General features: G+C 58.4%; 14 protein-coding genes. 9 read left to right on the forward strand and 5 right to left on the reverse strand.

Annotated elements, in window-relative coordinates; all coding sequences use genetic code 11:
- Window positions 1-99: 99 nt before the first annotated feature.
- The 6 genes from E0F99_RS12890 to E0F99_RS12915 all read left to right on the forward strand — a co-directional run bounded on the left by E0F99_RS12890 (window position 100) and on the right by E0F99_RS12915 (window position 7,303).
- Window positions 100-1,341 (forward strand): ATP-grasp domain-containing protein, encoded by a 1,242-nt coding sequence (locus tag E0F99_RS12890; RefSeq protein ID WP_083357067.1) that lies wholly within the window; start codon window positions 100-102, stop codon window positions 1,339-1,341.
- An 87-nt stretch (window positions 1,342-1,428) separates the two neighbouring features.
- Window positions 1,429-2,463 carry an AbrB family transcriptional regulator gene (locus E0F99_RS12895; protein ID WP_083357068.1) on the forward strand — a complete coding sequence of 345 codons (1,035 nt, stop codon included), beginning with the start codon at window positions 1,429-1,431 and terminating at the stop codon, window positions 2,461-2,463.
- Between the two features lie 39 nt (window positions 2,464-2,502).
- Window positions 2,503-3,510, forward strand: a complete 1,008-nt coding sequence (gene dmpG / locus E0F99_RS12900; RefSeq protein ID WP_083357069.1) for a 4-hydroxy-2-oxovalerate aldolase — start codon at window positions 2,503-2,505, stop codon at window positions 3,508-3,510.
- Window positions 3,511-3,526: 16 nt separating this feature from the next.
- Window positions 3,527-4,405, forward strand: coding sequence for an acetaldehyde dehydrogenase (acetylating) (locus tag E0F99_RS12905; RefSeq protein WP_083357070.1), 879 nt, complete (start codon window positions 3,527-3,529; stop codon window positions 4,403-4,405).
- Between the two features lie 23 nt (window positions 4,406-4,428).
- On the forward strand, window positions 4,429-5,616 hold the full coding sequence (locus E0F99_RS12910) for an aminotransferase class I/II-fold pyridoxal phosphate-dependent enzyme (RefSeq protein ID WP_083357071.1): 1,188 nt from the start codon (window positions 4,429-4,431) through the stop codon (window positions 5,614-5,616).
- 166 nt (window positions 5,617-5,782) lie between these two features.
- On the forward strand, window positions 5,783-7,303 hold the full coding sequence (locus E0F99_RS12915) for an FAD/NAD(P)-binding protein (RefSeq protein ID WP_083357072.1): 1,521 nt from the start codon (window positions 5,783-5,785) through the stop codon (window positions 7,301-7,303).
- Window positions 7,304-7,395: 92 nt separating this feature from the next.
- Here the strand turns inward: E0F99_RS12915 and E0F99_RS12920 are convergent, their stop codons facing one another.
- The 3 genes from E0F99_RS12920 to E0F99_RS12930 all read right to left on the reverse strand — a co-directional run bounded on the left by E0F99_RS12920 (window position 7,396) and on the right by E0F99_RS12930 (window position 9,565).
- The gene (locus tag E0F99_RS12920) at window positions 7,396-7,731 is read right to left on the reverse strand and encodes a GNAT family N-acetyltransferase (protein ID WP_232000127.1); all 336 of its coding nucleotides are present in this window, start codon (window positions 7,729-7,731) and stop codon (window positions 7,396-7,398) included.
- 410 nt (window positions 7,732-8,141) lie between these two features.
- Window positions 8,142-9,317, reverse strand: a complete 1,176-nt coding sequence (locus E0F99_RS12925) for an aminotransferase class V-fold PLP-dependent enzyme (protein WP_083357074.1) — start codon at window positions 9,315-9,317, stop codon at window positions 8,142-8,144.
- 11 nt (window positions 9,318-9,328) lie between these two features.
- Entirely contained in the window at window positions 9,329-9,565 is a 237-nt protein-coding gene (locus E0F99_RS12930; RefSeq protein WP_003213031.1) for a DUF3820 family protein, read from the reverse strand.
- Window positions 9,566-9,771: 206 nt separating this feature from the next.
- Between E0F99_RS12930 and E0F99_RS12935 the strand changes: the two genes are divergently transcribed.
- Window positions 9,772-10,239 (forward strand): ferritin-like domain-containing protein, encoded by a 468-nt coding sequence (locus E0F99_RS12935; protein ID WP_083357075.1) that lies wholly within the window; start codon window positions 9,772-9,774, stop codon window positions 10,237-10,239.
- A 151-nt stretch (window positions 10,240-10,390) separates the two neighbouring features.
- Here E0F99_RS12935 and E0F99_RS12940 read toward each other — a convergent pair whose 3' ends face one another.
- Window positions 10,391-10,861: a MaoC family dehydratase gene (locus E0F99_RS12940; RefSeq protein ID WP_024077080.1), complete on the reverse strand. Its 471-nt coding sequence runs from the start codon at window positions 10,859-10,861 to the stop codon at window positions 10,391-10,393.
- Between the two features lie 71 nt (window positions 10,862-10,932).
- A complete protein-coding gene (locus tag E0F99_RS12945) occupies window positions 10,933-11,877 on the reverse strand; it encodes an alpha/beta hydrolase (protein ID WP_083357076.1) in 945 nt (314 codons plus the stop codon).
- A 209-nt stretch (window positions 11,878-12,086) separates the two neighbouring features.
- Between E0F99_RS12945 and fadD2 the strand changes: the two genes are divergently transcribed.
- Window positions 12,087-13,775: a long-chain-fatty-acid--CoA ligase FadD2 gene (fadD2, locus tag E0F99_RS12950; RefSeq protein ID WP_083357077.1), complete on the forward strand. Its 1,689-nt coding sequence runs from the start codon at window positions 12,087-12,089 to the stop codon at window positions 13,773-13,775.
- Window positions 13,776-14,068: 293 nt separating this feature from the next.
- Complete coding sequence (gene fadD1 / locus E0F99_RS12955) at window positions 14,069-15,760, forward strand: long-chain-fatty-acid--CoA ligase FadD1 (RefSeq protein WP_083357078.1); 1,692 nt, start codon at window positions 14,069-14,071, stop codon at window positions 15,758-15,760.
- The last annotated feature ends 746 nt before the right edge of the window (window positions 15,761-16,506 follow it).

Raw genomic sequence — 16,506 nt, forward strand, 5'->3', positions numbered from 1 at the left:
CAGGTTTTTATCAAGATACTGAGGCTCCGGATCCGGCGTGGATGTGATGTGCCTGAAGTTGGAGATTTACAAACTATGGAAGATTGCAAGGAAAGCCGCATGCAGCTCATTGTTTTTTGCCCGCCGAAAATTCTTTTCCAGCACTCTGCCGCGAGCTGGTCTGCCGCGCTTGGCCAAGGGGGCATGCTGTTGAGCTGTGCCTCGCGATCTCAAGAGATTGCGGCGCATCTGGGCCATACCGTCCACTTTCAGCTCTTCGACAACTTTAACGACAGCGCGTTGGTCGAGATCGATGTCTATGAGCTTGCACGGGAGCTCCATGCGCCGCTGTGTGTGGCGCTGGCCGAGATCGATGTGCTGCGGGTGGCGCGCATCAATGATCGGCTCGGAATTACGGTGGGTGCCGAGGATCGCGCCTCGTTTTACCGGGACAAGTTCCTGATGAAACAACGCACCAGGGACTGCGGGTTTGCCATCGCCGAAATGGCATTGATCAGCAATGCCACGCAAGCGGTTCGCTTCAGCGAGCGCTTCGGTTTCCCGGTGGTTATCAAACCTTGCGATGGCCGCGGCTCGAACGGCGTGGAGGTGCTCGATGATGCCCAGCAGCTGCGGGAATGGCTGGCCAGGCGCACTTCGAGCACGTTCCACAACCTGATGATCGAGAGCTATGTACGTGGCAGCCATTACATCGTCAATGGCCTGTACATCGATGGCCGTCCGATCTTGGTTTCACCGGTTCGGGTCATGACCTCGGCGCTGGATTTTCTCGGCGGCAAATCACATGACCTGCACATGCTCGACGCCGACAATCCGATGCGCGACAGGCTGGTTTGCTATGCGCGTTCGCTGGTTGAAGATGTGCTGCCATCCGATCCGACCATGCTGTTTCACCTCGAACTGTTCGTGGATGGAAATGACGAGATCGTCCTCTGCGAAATCGCCTCGCGGTTGGGTGGGGTGTTCTTCAATCAGGAGCTGACCCACGCCTGGGGCATTGATCCGCGGATGAGCTTCCTGCGCGCGCTGCATGATCCGTTTTACCGCCCTGAGCCAATGGCCGCTTCGCTGCGGATGGTCGGGCATATCAGCATCCCGCCGCGGGTCGGTCTGCTGCGCGACGTCCCGCAAACCTGCCCGCTCGACGGTGTCCTGGAGTGCCGAATTTCCGCTAAGAAGATGACCTCCTATGGTGGCATGGAATTCACCAACTCGGAGATCCTCAACGCCATCGTGGCAGGCCAAGATGAGGCCGAGTTGCGCGACAAGCTGCATCAGGTCGAAGCCTGGTTCCACGAGAGTTGCGACTGGTCGGGCAGCGAAATCGCCGCCGCGATATAGACCGTACCGCACTCCCTTTCGACATTAATTGAGCCGACCTCCCTGGGCTGGACGGACTCGTCACGCCTGCAGAAAAGTGGATATCCAATGAAGACTGTATTCGAAAGCCTTATCCCGATTCCCGTGGCGGCCCTGGGCGCATGGCTCGGTTACATGACCGGGCTTCCGCTTGGTGAGCTGATCGGCGCGATCTGCCTGGTCACGGCGCTCAGTAAAATGGGCGTGCGCATGCGCATGCCGTATCCGTTCGTGGCCACCGTGCAGTTGCTGCTCGGGGTAAGTGTCGGCTCCATTGTCACCGCCTCGATGATGCATGAACTGACGGATTTTAGCATTCTGGTCGGTCTGCTCATCTGCATGACCACGCAGATTTTCGTCGGCTACAACTGGCTACGGCGCATGGAACGCTGGGGGCATATAGAAAGCCTGCTCGGGTCCATTCCTGGCGCAATGGCGGCGGTGATGACGGTCTCGGGAGAGGAGGGCCCAGCCTCCGGGCGCATCGCGTTCGTGCACATTGTCCGTTTGCTCGCGCTGTTGCTGGTGGTGACAATCATTGCCGGTGGGCACGCCGAAAGCGCGGCGCCGGTGCTGGGCTCGTTTGATAATTACCTTGGCGTGATCCCTCCGGCGATCGCGGCTGTGGTCGCCGGTTATCTGCTGGAGCGCTTCGATGTTCCCGCGCCTTACATGTTGACCGGGCTGATTTGCAGCGCCGCGGTCAACGTCGGTTTTCCTCAAATCCATCTGCATGTTCCCGATCCGCTGGCGATCGTTGCGCTGATCCTGCTCGGCGGCCTGATCGGCATCCGCCTCAAGGACATCACGCTCAAGGATTTCGTGCGTTACATCCGCGCTGGTCTGGTGGTCACCGCCCTGACGTTCTGCACAACACTTCTGGTTGCCTTCGTGTTCAGCAAGCTGACCGGAAAGCCTTTCCTTTCGCTGTTCATGTCGTGGGTTCCTGGCGGTGTTGAGGTGATGACCGCAGCGGCTTTGCTGCTCAAGCTCGATCCTGCCTTCGTGATGCTCAATCACGTGGTGCGGATGTCGATCATCCATATTTCGCCGGCATTCCTGCCCAAACGGCTGCTGCAGGAAAACCCTCAGCCTGAACAGTAACTGCTGCAAAAAACTTCGAATGACAAGGATTTGATCTCGATGAGTATTGCTATTCACGACCCAACGCTGCGCGACGGAAATCATGCTGTCTCCCATACGCTGAGCCTGGAGGATATTGCCGCCTACTGCCGCGCTGTCGATGGCTGCGGCCTTAGCGTTGTAGAAGTCGGCCATGGAAATGGCCTGGGTGCTTCCTCCCTGCAACTCGGACTTGCGCGCTACAAAGATAGCGAGATGCTCGAAACGGCGCGAGCCAACCTGACGCATTCCAGACTCGGCATCCACATGATTCCCGGGTTTGCCAGGCTGAGCGACATTGATACCGCACTGCAGATCGGCGTCGACGTGCTGCGCATCGCGTCCCATTGCACCGAGGCCAGCCTGACTGAGAGCTACATCGAACATGCGCGGTCCAAGGGCGCGTACGTCCAGGGCGTGCTGATGATGACACACATGGCGAGCCCCGAGACTCTGCTCGAAGAAGCATTGAAGCAGCAGGGCTATGGCGCCAATGCCCTGGTTCTGATGGATTCGGCGGGGCACTTTGACCCGGACAGCACCCGCGAAAAGATCGGCCTGCTGGTCAGGGAGCTCGCTATTCCCGTGGGCTTCCATGGCCACAACAATCTTGGCTTGGCGGTCGCCAACTCGCTGGCGGCCGCCCAGGCCGGGGCGACCATCATTGACGGCTGCATGCGCGGATTCGGCGCGGGTGCCGGCAATACCCAGCTGGAGGTGCTGTGCGCGGTACTCGATCGCTACAAGTTCGAGACCGGCGTGAAGGTCTTTGACCTTTGCCGCGCCGTCGAGAGCCTTGAGGATTTCGTACCGGTCAGGACTCCCACGGTAGTGAAGACTGCCAATCTGATCAGCGGCCTCTACGGCGTTTGCAGCGGGTTCGAAAAGCACGTCGCGCGCGCGGCGGCGGAATTTCGCGTCGAGCCGCGAAAAATCTATGAAGAGCTTGCGCGATGCAACGCCGTGGCGGGTCAGGAAGACCTGATCATCTCGGTGGCCAGCCGCCTTTCTCAACCTGTCGTCGCCTGACTCTGGAGCTGAAAAAATGACTTTGAAAACCGCCATCATCGGCAGTGGCAATATCGGCTGCGACATCCTCTGTAAGGTGCTTGCCCATCCGAATCTGGATTGCACGCTGGTTGCCGGTCGCTCCCTGCACTCATCCGGCCTTGCGTTTGCTCGTGATCGCGGAGTCGCCACCACCGCGGACGGCATCGACGGCCTGTTTGCCCGGATCAACGAATTTGATCTGGTGTTCGATGCCACCTCGGCGGCCGACCATGAAGCCCACGCACCGCGCCTGATCGAGTCCGGGAAAGCGATCATCAACCTGACCCCGGCCTCTCTGGGCGCGTTGTGCGTGCCATCCCTCAACGGCGTGGAGCTGACCGAGGCGAGCAATATCAACATGATTACCTGTGGTGGCCAGGCTTCCATCCCGCTTGCAGCAGCGATCGCCCGGGCTAATCCGGGCGTGCGCTACATCGAAGTGGTGTCATCGATCAGCGCCGAAAGCGCCGGCCCGGCCACTCGGCGAAACCTGAGCAACTACATCACTACTACCGAGAATGCGCTGAGCCATTTCACCGGCTGCAAGGACGTCAAGGCGATCCTCAACATCAATCCGGCCAAGCCGAATGTCTTTATGCAGACCGCGGTTTCGGCGCTGATCGAGACGGTTGATCTGGCCGCCACCCGCCGTGAAGTGGAACGTGCTGTGACCCAGGTGCAGTCTGCCGTGCCTGGGTATCAGGTGATCGTCGATCTGCATTACACCGAGGGACGCTTGTTCACCATGGTGCGCGTTGAAGGGGCAGGGGACTTTCTCGATCCAAGCGCCGGCAACCTCGACATCATCACTGCGACCGCTACCCACATGGCCGCGCTCATGGCCCGAGGCCGCGTGACCGAACGCGCAGCCTGACTCAGCGTAACGGAGAGACTTTTATGCCTACTCTTTCGCCAGATCTCGAATTTGCACGGTTTTGCCCGATCCTGGGTGTCGTTCAGAAGGTCAGGGATACGCTGCATCCAGTGATCGATCTCGGTGTCGGTGTGCCAGGTTTTCTTCCGGCGCCGCATATCGTCGAAGCGGCCGTCAAGGCTGCCTGCGAACACACTGGCGGGTATGGCTCGAGCCGCGGAGATGAAGCGCTGCTGGCGGCGTATCTGGGTTATCTGCACGGACAAGGGTTCACCCACTATCGCGAGCAGAATCTGGTGGCCGGCCTCGGCGCCAAGCACCTGTTGTTCAGTGTCCTACGCGCGATCATCCGCCCCGGCGACGAGATCCTCGTGTCCACCCCTTGCTGGCCGACCTATTTCGACATTGCCGATCTGGTTGGAGCGGGCGTGGCCAACGTCACCTGCTCGGCGCAAACCGATTTCAAGATGACGGCGCAAGCCCTTGAAGATGCCTTGTCCGGCAAAGTGCAGGTGGTCATGCTGAACTCGCCGGGCAACCCTACCGGCGCCGTGTATTCCGTCGAGGAACTCGCCGCGTTGGCAGAGGTGCTGCGTAAAAAGGATGTCTGGATCATTTCGGATGACGTCTATCAGCGATTCGTCTACGACATGAATAGCTGCCCCAGTCTGCTTTCGGTCGCACCGGATCTGAGCGACCGCATCATCAAGATCGACAGCGTATCCAAGCTCTATGGGATGCCGGGCTGGCGGGTCGGGCTGTTGGCGGCCAATGAGCGGATTGCCGCGGCAGTCACCACGCTCAATTCTAACTCGATCTCGAATATCCCACCGATCCCGGCAGCTGCGGCAGCGGCGGCCTTCAGGGGTGACCAAGCGTTCTCCTACGCAGCAAGAGACCGCTTGTACAGCCAGCGCCAGACATTGCTCGCCGACTTGCAGGGGGCGCCACACCTGAGGTTCTGCCAACCAGCGGGGGCGTTTTATCTGTTCATGGATATCAGCCAGACCCTGGGCAAGTCCCTGCATGGCAGATTGATTGCCGATGACGAGGCATTTTGCGCCTTGCTGCTGGAGGAATACGGCGTCGCGCTGATTCCCGGCAGCTTTTTTGGCGCACCGGGTCATGCTCGATTGTCGTACTCCGGCGATGCCGAGCAGGTCAGGTCCGGGGCCGTGCGCTTGAGAGAGTTCCTGTCTGCCATTTCGTGACTACCGGTCTGGCAGGGGCGAGCTTTGGCGATGCTGAAGTATCCTGAATCGGTTAACCGCTAGCTGCTCTGCGTTCTTCTGGAACGGGGAGTGGCTGGCTACGCCACGTCTGCTGTCGGGCCGAAACACACGTAAGGGAAGCGGTTTAATATAAGGAAATACCGTGATGAAAAATGGCTTTGCAATCGTAGGCTGCGGCTCGACGGCTATCGCATTCCTGCAACGTCACCTGGATCGCGTCGCTGCATGCAATGCACCGGCCGGGACCATTTACCTCTTCGAAAAACGCGAAGACTTCGGGCGCGGCGCGGCTTATGAGGCTGATCTGCAGAGCAACATCCTCAATACCAAGACAGGTTTCATTACGCCCTATCCGCATCTCCCTGGTCATTTCCAGCGCTGGTTAGAAGACCATCCCGGGGCGTGGCGGCATGACTTTCCCGAGTTTCGTCCGACCCCGGAGAGCTTTGCTCCGCGGGCCTTGTTCGGCGTTTACCTGCAGGACCAGATCAAGAAGATCGTATTGCGTGGCGCCTCGCTCGGCTGCCAATTTGTGCTGATGAATGCCGAGGTCTGCGCTATCGATCTGATTGACGGAATGGAGACCGTGCGGACGCAATGCGGGCTGAGTATCGCCACGCACAAGGTCTTGCTGTTCTGCGGGCCGTTGGCCAAGAAAATTGATCCCGACAAGCACGACGAGCGCGTCCTGGCGACACCCTATCCGGTTGCGCGCCTGCTGAAGACAATTTCTCCGGACGAGCGGGTGGCCGTAATCGGTGCGCGGTTGAGTGCCATCGACACGGTGATCGCGCTGATCGAAGGCGGGCATCGCGAGTTGATTCGCATGCATTCGCGTAGCGGCTATTTCCCCGTGGTTCGCGGAACCCAGGAGCGCGTCGAGCTCAAGCACCTGACCCGCGAGGGTGTGCGCGCGCTGGTCGCGCAAAACGGGCCGTTGCAGATCAGTGATCTGGTCGCACTGTTTCGCAAGGAACTGGCCGCCCACGACTCGGCCTCGACGAGTGCTGTGATCCCTCTGCCAGCACCGCCGGCCGACGTCATCAGCTTCATCGAGAACGAGATCAATGTCTCGAAAGCTCCGCGTATCTGGCAGGCCATCCTCTATGCAACCAACGGCTTCATCGAACACCTTTGGCAGGCGCTGGACGACACTGCACAAGCCAGGTTCATGAGAGAGTATTTCAGCTTCTTCATGGCTTACCGAGTCTCCATCCCGGCGGAAAACGCGCGCAAAATCCTCGGTTACCTGCGAAGCGGCCAGCTGGAATTCGTCCCCGGTGCGTTCGCCGCGCCCGAGCCAGATGTGCCGGGACTGAGCATTCGCGTGGCTGGCTGGGAGCATGTCTATGATCGGGTGATCTACGCGACTGGCTTTCCTCGAGATGCGAACCTCATTGAGTCGACCTTGCTGGGCTCGCTGATCAAGAACGGCACGGCCACCTGTCATCCTATGGGTGGCATCTGCGTCGACCCGGATACCTACCGCATTCAGGGGCGGACGGGCTCGGCACGGCAGATTTATGCGGTCGGCGAGCTAACCGTGGGGCAGTTCTTCTTCACCTCTGCGCTAGAAATAAACGGGCGACACGCCTTCTGTTGCGCGGACGCGATGCAATGGCGCGAAGAAAAGCACAGGGTTGAGCGCGTGGAAGAGCATCTCTGAAAAACAGAGGCGCGGCAGTCGTGAGCGGCCTGACATTCCGGACGCTCCTGTACGCAAGAGTGATCGCCATGCGTTGAAGGACTATCCATTAGTCATTTGATATGTCGGTAGACCTTTGTTGTACGGACCGAAAATCCTGCCCCCTCATATAAACGATGGGCAGGTTCACGATCTGGATTGGAGGTTAAATCCAGAGTTCTCGCGCGGAGGTTCTGGCTTTTTTCTATTGCTGCTTGTATGAGTGCTTTGCCGACCCCTTGACCTCGAGCACTGGCATCTACTACGACGTCTTCGATCCAGGCACGAATGCCTGTCGGAATGCGAAAATGAATTAGGGTTAGCGCCCCCAAAATGCTTCCTCCACCTGCTGCTCTCACTACCAATAAATCGGAGCACTCTGAATCCACAATCTGCTCCAAATCTTCCATTGTCATCGCTTGAGCGTTTCTGGAAAGCTGTGGGCGCGGCGGTGCGACGACTCGACTTGCTCGCGAAGGCGGTGGGCCAGCCAGCTCATGTGTAACTGACCCACCGCCTTCGCGAGCAAGCCCGCTCCCACATTGGGATCTCATTACATCAGCTAGATAGGGTGGTGCTCTGCTTCTGCTCTGCTTTTGCTTACTTTTGGGTCTTTCCAAACGTGAGCCGCTGTAAGAGCGGAACCCTACTAAGCCGTTACCGCAGCAACGGATATGTACTCACATCTACCTAAAAACCCCGTCAAAAGCTAAGCGCAACACAAAAAGCTGCGTAGATACCCATGCTGCGATAGCGGTGTATCAGTAGATGCATCCAAAGCTGACCCACCGCCATCGCAGGCAAGCCAGTGGCCACAGTTTTAATCTTTGTTGAGTTCGGTAATCGCGTTGATCAACACATTGATATCCGCCGCCGACGTCACCAGCCCCGGCGTCACTCGAATACAGGTGCCAAACGCCGCACCCGTTCGAAGGGTGGTAAACACGCCATGCTCCTTGAGCAACCGGTCCACCATCACCTGCTGATCCCGCCCTGTGAACTTGAACGCGGTGATCCCGCAATACAGGCGTGGATCATCCGGCGTCAGTACCTCAACCCCCGGCAACGGCCGCACCTGGCTCACCCACAGATCCCGCAGGTAATTGACCCGCGCACCTTTAGCGGCCGAGCCACCCAAGGCGCGGTGTTCTTCCAGCACCAGCGGCAAGGTCATCAGCGCCGGAAAATTCGGTGTGCTGTAGGGCGTACGCGCGCGTACATCGGTGGCCGGGTAATGAAATTCGCCCATGTCCGGGTCGATATCGGCCAGGCGCTCCGGGGCTATATACAGAAAGCCAAGGGTCAGCGGCGCGCCGATCCATTTATGCAAATTGAAGCCGGCGAATTGAATACCCAGCTGCGCGAGGTTGAAGTCGATCTGGCCTAGGGCGTGGGCGCCATCGAGGATCACATCGACGCCATGCTCACGCGCGGCCTGGGCAATCGCCTTCACCGGCATCACCAGCCCGGTGCGATGGGTGACATGGGTCAGGGCCATCAGCTTGAGGCGCGGGTACTGAGCGAACGTATCGCGATAGGCCTGCACCAGGCTGTCGAAACTGGCCGGGTGAGTGTGAGAAATCTCAATAACCTCTACACCGCGATAGCTCGCCAACCAGCGCATTGCGCCTTTGACCGTGTCGTACTCCAGGTCGCTGATCAGCACCTGATCGCCCGGTTGCAGGCAGTTGTAGTTACGGATCAGCGACTGCAAGGCTTCGGTGGCATTGCGGGTGAAGGCGACCGCCTCGGGGTCGGCATCGATCAACCCGGCCAGCTGGCGGCGGATCTCGACCTGTTCACCTTGCTCGAAGCGCTGGCGCACATACAGCGAGTTGCTGCGGTTGATAAACGCAACGTGCTCCAGGTACTGCGCGCTTACAGCGCGGCTCATGCGCCCAAAGTAGCCGTTTTCCAGGTTGATCGGGCCAGGCTCCAGCGCATAGCGCTGGGCGATGGCCTGCCAGTGAAGTTCGTTATCTGCATTCCTTGGCATGGCGTGGGCTCTTAATGACGGGGGGCCGGCTTGCCGTGTTTTGCCCGCAGAGGTTCCAGCAGTTCGGACAAGCCGTTGTGGTCGATTTCCTGCATCAAGGCCAGCAACCCGCCCAACTCGCCGTGGGGGAAACCTTCACGGGCAAACCAATTCAGGTAAGGGCCGGGCAGGTCGGCGATGATCCGCCCCTTGTACTTGCCGAAAGGCATTTCGCGGGTGATCAGCAGTTCGAGTTTTTCGGGGTTCATGGGACTTCAGTGGTTTGAGTCGAGGCCTTTGAAAATACAGGCATTCTGCATGAAGGCCAAATGACAGATCATGCAAATAACGTACATACAGATGGTTCAATAATTTACAAGTCATTGAAATATAAGAATAAATATATTTTTCAAAACCTGGCACGGGCGCTGCAATCATTAAGACACGTTTCTTAACCCGCACAAGGAATTGAAAAATGACTGACATCAACAAAGAATCGATCTCCGTACTCAACGACCTGATCGAGACCAGCAAAGACGGCCAGAAAGGCTTCGCGACTTGTGCTGAAGACATCAAGCACCCAGAGCTCAAAGCCCTGTTCGTGAAACGCTCCACCGACTGCGCTACTGCGGCCGCTGAACTGCAAACTGCAGTTAAAGCGCTGGGCGGCGACCCGGAAAAATCCGGTTCGGTAGCGGGTGCCTTGCACCGTGGTTGGGTCGACGTGAAGTCGCTGGTCACCGGCAAAGATGAAGAGGCTGTGCTGAACGAAGCCGAGCGCGGTGAAGACCACGCCCTGAAGGCTTACAAGGAAGCGATCGAGAAGATCAACAAGCACAACCTGCTGGGCATTCGTGACCTGGTTGAGCGTCAGTTCCACGGCGCACAACGCAACCACGACCAGGTGAAAGCCCTGCGTAACCAGGCTCGCGCTCAGTCGTAAGCCCTGCTGTGTAGCGCCTGCTGTGTAAAAATGTGGGAGCGGGCTTGCTCGCGAAGACGGTGAGTCAGTCAACCTCTAAGGTGACTGATACACCGCTTTCGCGGGCAAGCCCGCTCCCACATTTTGCTTTATGTTGATGTCGAGATTTTGATCAGCCAATGCTGATTGGCGGCAACTCAGTCAACGTCACAACCTGCTGCTTGCGGGGGGCGAGGATTTCCGCCTCACCATCCACCACCAGCTCATCGCGCTGGTTGAACACGCGGGTGGCAATGCGCACGCGAAACTTGGGCAGCTTCTCGAGGATTTCAAGACGCACGGTCAGGGTGTCGCCGATTTTCACCGGTTTCTGGAAGGTCATCTGCTGGCCGATGTAGATAGTGCCCGGCCCAGGCAGCTCGCAGGCAACGGCCGCGCTGATCAGGGCACCGCTGAACATACCGTGGGCGATACGCTCCTTGAACATGGTCGCCTTGGCGTACTCGGCATCCAGGTGCACCGGGTTGTGGTCGCCGGACATGGCGGCGAACAACTGGATATCGCGCTCTTCGACGGTCTTGCTGTAGCTCGCGGTCTGGCCGACTTCGAGGGCTTCGTACGGGGTGTTGGTAACCTGAGTCATCTAAAGGTGCATCCTGTGGCTAAACGGTAATTTAATTGGCTGATTTTAAACGGCTGATTTTAAAGACAAAGTTATTCGCAGCGGGTCGGCCTGCGTAACGCCAGGGCCTGTTCGAGCCACGTCAGCACATCTGCTGTGACTTCATCGCGGTTGGTTTCGTTGAACACTTCATGACGCGCCTGCGGGTAGATATTCAATTGCAGGTTCTGGCAGCCGGCCTCACGTAGCGCATGGGCCAGGCTTTTGAGACGGTTGCCCTCACTCACCGGATCACATTCGCCGCCCATCACCAGAATCGGCAGGCCCGGGTCGATCTGAGCGAGATTGGACGCTTTGCTGATTTGCTGCAAGCCGCCCAGCAGGTCGATCCATAGCTGGTTGGTGCAGCGGAAGCCGCAGAGCGGGTCGTTGATGTACTTGTCGACTTCATCCGGGTCGCGGCTGAGCCAATCAAATGCGGTGCGGGTTGGCTTGAACGCCTTGTTGAACGAGCCGAATGACAATAACTCGATCAGTGCACTGCGCCCGCGCAAACCCTGGCGCGCCCGTTCAATCCGCGCGATGACGCCAGCTGCGCGGTACAGCGCCACCGGCTGGAAATTCGAACCGCTGAGAATCGCGCCATTCAAGCTGGCGCTGTGGTGCAACAGGTAAGCCTGCGCGATATAGCTGCCCATGCTGTGGCCCAGCAGGATGATCGGCAAGCCCGGCTGCTGCTGGCCGATGTGCTGATTGAGGCTGGCCAGGTCGCCCACCACCTTGTTCCAGCCATCCTTCTCGGCGTACAGCCCCAGCGTCCCCTGATCGGCGGTATGACCATGGCCGCGCTGGTCCAGCGCATACAGGCCGTAGCCAGCTGCGCACAAGGCCTCGGCCAGGCGTGCATAGCGGCCACTGTGCTCGGCCATGCCGTGGGACAGCATGATCATGGCCTTTGCCTCGCCGTCCGGCAGCCATTGGTTGACGTACAGGCGGCTGCGGTCATTCGCGGTCAGCCAGAAGGTGCTGTGGTTCATGGCGCTTCCTTTGCTCAGGGTCGTTGCAGTGTATAGCTCATCTGCCGGAGGCTGGTGTATCTGCCTACACGTTAGGGGCAAGATTCATACAATAAATGACACAGTTGGGTGTATTTGCCTGTTTGGTCATAGCTGCTAACGTCCCTAAAGCTCCGCTTTTACACCTTCATAAAAGCGGCCGGACATACTCAGGTAAGAGGACAAGAATAATGCAACCTGATTTCTGGAATGACAAACGCGCGGCGGGCGTTCCCAACGACATCGACCTCACCACGTATAAATCGGTGATCGAAGTGTTCGAGCGTTCCTGCAAGGCCTTTGCCGACCGTCCGGCGTTCAGCAACATGGGCATCACCCTGACCTACGCCGAGCTTGAGCGCCAGAGTGCGGCGTTCGCCGGATACCTGCAACTGCACACCGATCTCAAGCCGGGCGAGCGTATCGCGGTGCAGATGCCCAACGTGCTGCATTACCCGATTGCCGTGTTCGGCGCACTGCGCGCCGGGCTGATCGTGGTCAACACCAACCCGCTGTACACCCCGCGCGAGATGCGCCACCAGTTCAAGGATGCCGGCATTCGCGCGTTGGTCTATCTCAACCTGTTTGGTTCGCGGGTGCAGGAAGTGTGCGCCGACACCGAGATCGACTACCTGATCGAAGCCAAGATGGGCGACTTCATGCCGGCCGCCAAAGGCTGGCTGATCAATACCGTGGTCGACAAAGTCAAGAAGATGGTCCCGGGCTACAACCTGCCACGCGCCGTGTCGTTCAAACGCGCCTTGCGCATGGGGGCGGGCCAAAGCCTGACCCGCCATCCGGTGACGCTGGATGACATCGCGGTGCTGCAATACACCGGCGGCACTACTGGCCTCGCCAAGGGCGCGATGCTTACCCACCGCAACCTGGTCGCCAATATGCAGCAGGTGCGGGCGTGCATGTCCCAGGTTGGCGAGAATGGCCAGCCGCTGATAAAGGAAGGGCAGGAGGTGATGATCGCGCCGCTGCCGCTGTACCACATCTATGCATTCACGGCGAACTGCATGTGCATGATGGTGACCGGCAGCCATAACGTGCTGATCACCAACCCACGGGACATTGGCGGGTTTATCAAGGAGCTGAAAAAATGGCGGTTCTCCGGTCTGCTGGGGCTGAACACGCTGTTTGTGGCGCTGATGGACCACCCCGATTTCAAGAGCCTGGATTTCTCCCATCTGAAGATCACCAACTCCGGCGGCACGGCCTTGATCAAGGCCACGGCCGAGCGCTGGAAGGCGGTGACCGGTTGCTCCATCGGCGAAGGCTACGGCCTGACCGAAACCTCACCGGTGGCCAGCACCAACCCGTACGGCGGGCAGTCGCGCCTCGGCACCGTCGGCATTCCGGTGCCGGGCACGGCGATGAAAGTGATTGATGACGACGGCCATGAGTTGCCGTTGGGCGAACGCGGCGAGCTGTGCATCAAGGGCCCGCAGGTGATGAAGGGCTACTGGCAGCAACCGGCCGCCACCGCCGAGACGTTGGACGCCGAAGGCTGGCTGAAAACCGGCGACATTGCCGTGATCGATAACGATGGCTACGTGAGCATTGTTGATCGTAAGAAAGACCTGATCATCGTCTCGGGCTTTAACGTTTACCCCAACGAGATCGAAGACGTGGTGATGGCGCATCCAGCGGTGGCCAACTGCGCAGTGATCGGCGTGCCGGATGAGCGCACCGGGGAGGCAGTGAAGCTGTTTGTGGTGGCGCGCACGCAGGGCGTGAGCCTTGAAGAACTGAAGGCGTACTGCAAGACCAATTTCACCGGCTACAAGGTGCCCAAGCATATTGTGTTGCGCGACTCGTTGCCGATGACGCCGGTGGGCAAGATTCTACGCAGAGAGCTGCGTGATATCGCCTGATGTGAAATGCGATTAAAAAAATCTGTGAGTGGGCTGAAAGGCCCATTCCAGAGCGACTTTCAAATATATAGAATTTTTGCTCTAAAAATGACTATTGGATATTCTTGAGTCATGTTTATGACTGTAGGGCCCTCTTTTGGCTCTAGGCGGCCCTTGGCAAAGCTGCTACTCTCGGCGCGCTTTGTGACTTCTCGGCCTGCTTGAAAGCGCCAGATTCACCTTAAAAAAACATACACCAATAATAATCGCATCAAATGCGATGATGAATTCGCGTCGCTGAGGAGTGGGCTTCCATGAATGAAGACTTTTGGAAGGATAAGTACCCCGCCGGGATTGCTGCAGACATCAATCCAGACGAGTATCAAAATATTCAGGCGGTACTGAAACAGTCCTGCCAGCGCTTCGCCAACAAACCGGCTTTCAGCAACCTGGGCAAGACAATCACCTACGGTGAACTGTACGAATTGTCCGGCGCTTTCGCCGCCTACCTGCAACAGCATACCGACTTGAAGCCTGGCGATCGAATCGCCGTGCAACTGCCTAACGTCCTGCAATACCCGGTGGCCGTGTTCGGCGCCATCCGTGCCGGCCTGATCGTGGTCAACACCAACCCGCTGTACACCGCGCGGGAAATGGAACACCAATTCAATGATTCCGGGGCCAAGGCCCTGGTTTGCCTGGCGAACATGGCGCACCTGGCTGAAAAAGTCGTGCCCAAGACCGCCGTCAAGCACGTGATTGTCACCGAAGTCGCTGATCTGTTGTCGCCGTTCAAGCGCCTGCTGATCAACAGCGTCATCAAGTACGTGAAGAAAATGGTCCCGGCCTATCACTTGCCCAACGCGATCAAGTTCAACGACGTGCTGGCCAAGGGGCACGGCCAAGCGGTCAACGATGTCAGCCCGGCCAGCGGCGACGTTGCCGTGCTGCAATACACTGGCGGCACCACGGGCGTGGCCAAAGGCGCAATGCTCACCCATCGCAACCTGGTCGCCAACATGTTGCAGTGCAAGGCGCTGATGGGTTCCAACCTCAATGAAGGTTGCGAGATTCTGATCACGCCGCTGCCGCTGTACCACATCTATGCCTTCACCTTTCATTGCATGGCGATGATGCTGATCGGCAACCACAACGTCCTGATCAGCAACCCGCGCGACCTGCCGGCGATGGTCAAGGAGCTGTCGAAGTGGAAGTTCAGTGGCTTTGTTGGCCTGAACACGTTGTTCGTGGCGCTGTGCAACAACGAAGGCTTCCGCAAGCTGGATTTCTGCGCGCTGAAAGTCACCCTGTCGGGCGGTATGGCGCTGCAATTGGCAGCCGCCGAGCGGTGGAAAGACGTGACCGGTTGCAATATCTGCGAAGGTTACGGCATGACCGAGACCAGCCCGGTGGCGACGGTCAACCCGATCCAGAACATCCAGATCGGCACCATTGGCATTCCTGTGCCATCGACTGTGTGCAAAGTCATCACCGATGACGGCGTCGAACTGGCCCTGGGTGAAATCGGCGAGCTGTGCGTCAAAGGCCCGCAAGTGATGAAGGGCTACTGGCAGCGCGAAGACGCCACCGCCGAAATCCTCGACAGCGAAGGCTGGTTGAAGACCGGTGACATCGCGATCATCCAGCCGGATGGCTACATGCGCATTGTCGACCGCAAGAAAGACATGATTCTGGTCTCCGGTTTCAACGTCTACCCCAACGAGCTGGAAGACGTGCTGGCGGGCCTGCCGGGCGTGCTGCAATGTGCGGCCATCGGCGTGCCGGATGACAAGTCCGGGGAGCACATCAAGCTCTTTATCGTGGTCAAGCCGGGGGCAACCCTGGCCAAGGAGCAGGTGATGGAACACATGCGCGCCAACGTCACCGGCTACAAAGTGCCCAAGGCTGTCGAGTTTCGCGATGCGTTGCCGACCACCAACGTGGGCAAGATCCTGCGCCGTGAGTTGCGTGATGAAGAGCTGAAGAAGCTGGGACTTAAAAAGTAACCCAATAAAAACCCCGCCAATGCGGGGTTTTTTATTGCCTGCTGCTGGCGAAACACTAGCCTCTGTGGGAGCTGGATTGCCTGCGATAGCTATAGGTATCTACACATTTTTTTATGGGTTGAGTTCTTTGGTTGTCGTGGGGGCGCTGGGTACATATCCGTTATTTGGGTAACGGCTGCTATGGGTTCCGCCCTTACGGCGGGTCACTTTTGGAAAAGAGCCCGGAATGCCGGCCCAGCCAAAAGTAACCAAAAGGGCTCTTGCCCCACCACTCGGCACCTCGCCTAGGCTCGGTGTGCCCTCACGCAGGCTTTGGACCGTGGGCCGCCGCCATGGGCCATCCTTGGCCCATCGCGGCTAAACCGGCGTCCTGCCGGTTTACCCCCGCTCCAAAGCCTGCGTTCGGCCAGCGTGGTTTAACGGGGCGCCTAAGATCAAGATCAAAAGCAAGAGCACGGCGGCCTAGTAGCCGACCTGAGTGGTTAGATCAAAAGCGAAGCCAAGGCGGCCTGACAGCCGACCTGATATTTGAAACTGAACTCAATCTAATGTGGGAGCTGGCTTGCCTGCGATGCAGACACCTCGGTCTATCAAGTACACCGAGTTGATGCCATCGCAGGCAAGCCCGCTTGTATGGTTAGACTTGTTGGGGTGGTGGGACTAAAAGCCAGCATCTGACTCTAGCCAGTACAGACCGTGGGAGACTTCGCCCCACCCCTTCACCAAAGCGCCGATAAGGAATGCAT

It is taken from the genome of Pseudomonas antarctica (genome assembly GCF_900624995.1).
GTDB lineage: Bacteria > Pseudomonadota > Gammaproteobacteria > Pseudomonadales > Pseudomonadaceae > Aquipseudomonas > Aquipseudomonas antarctica.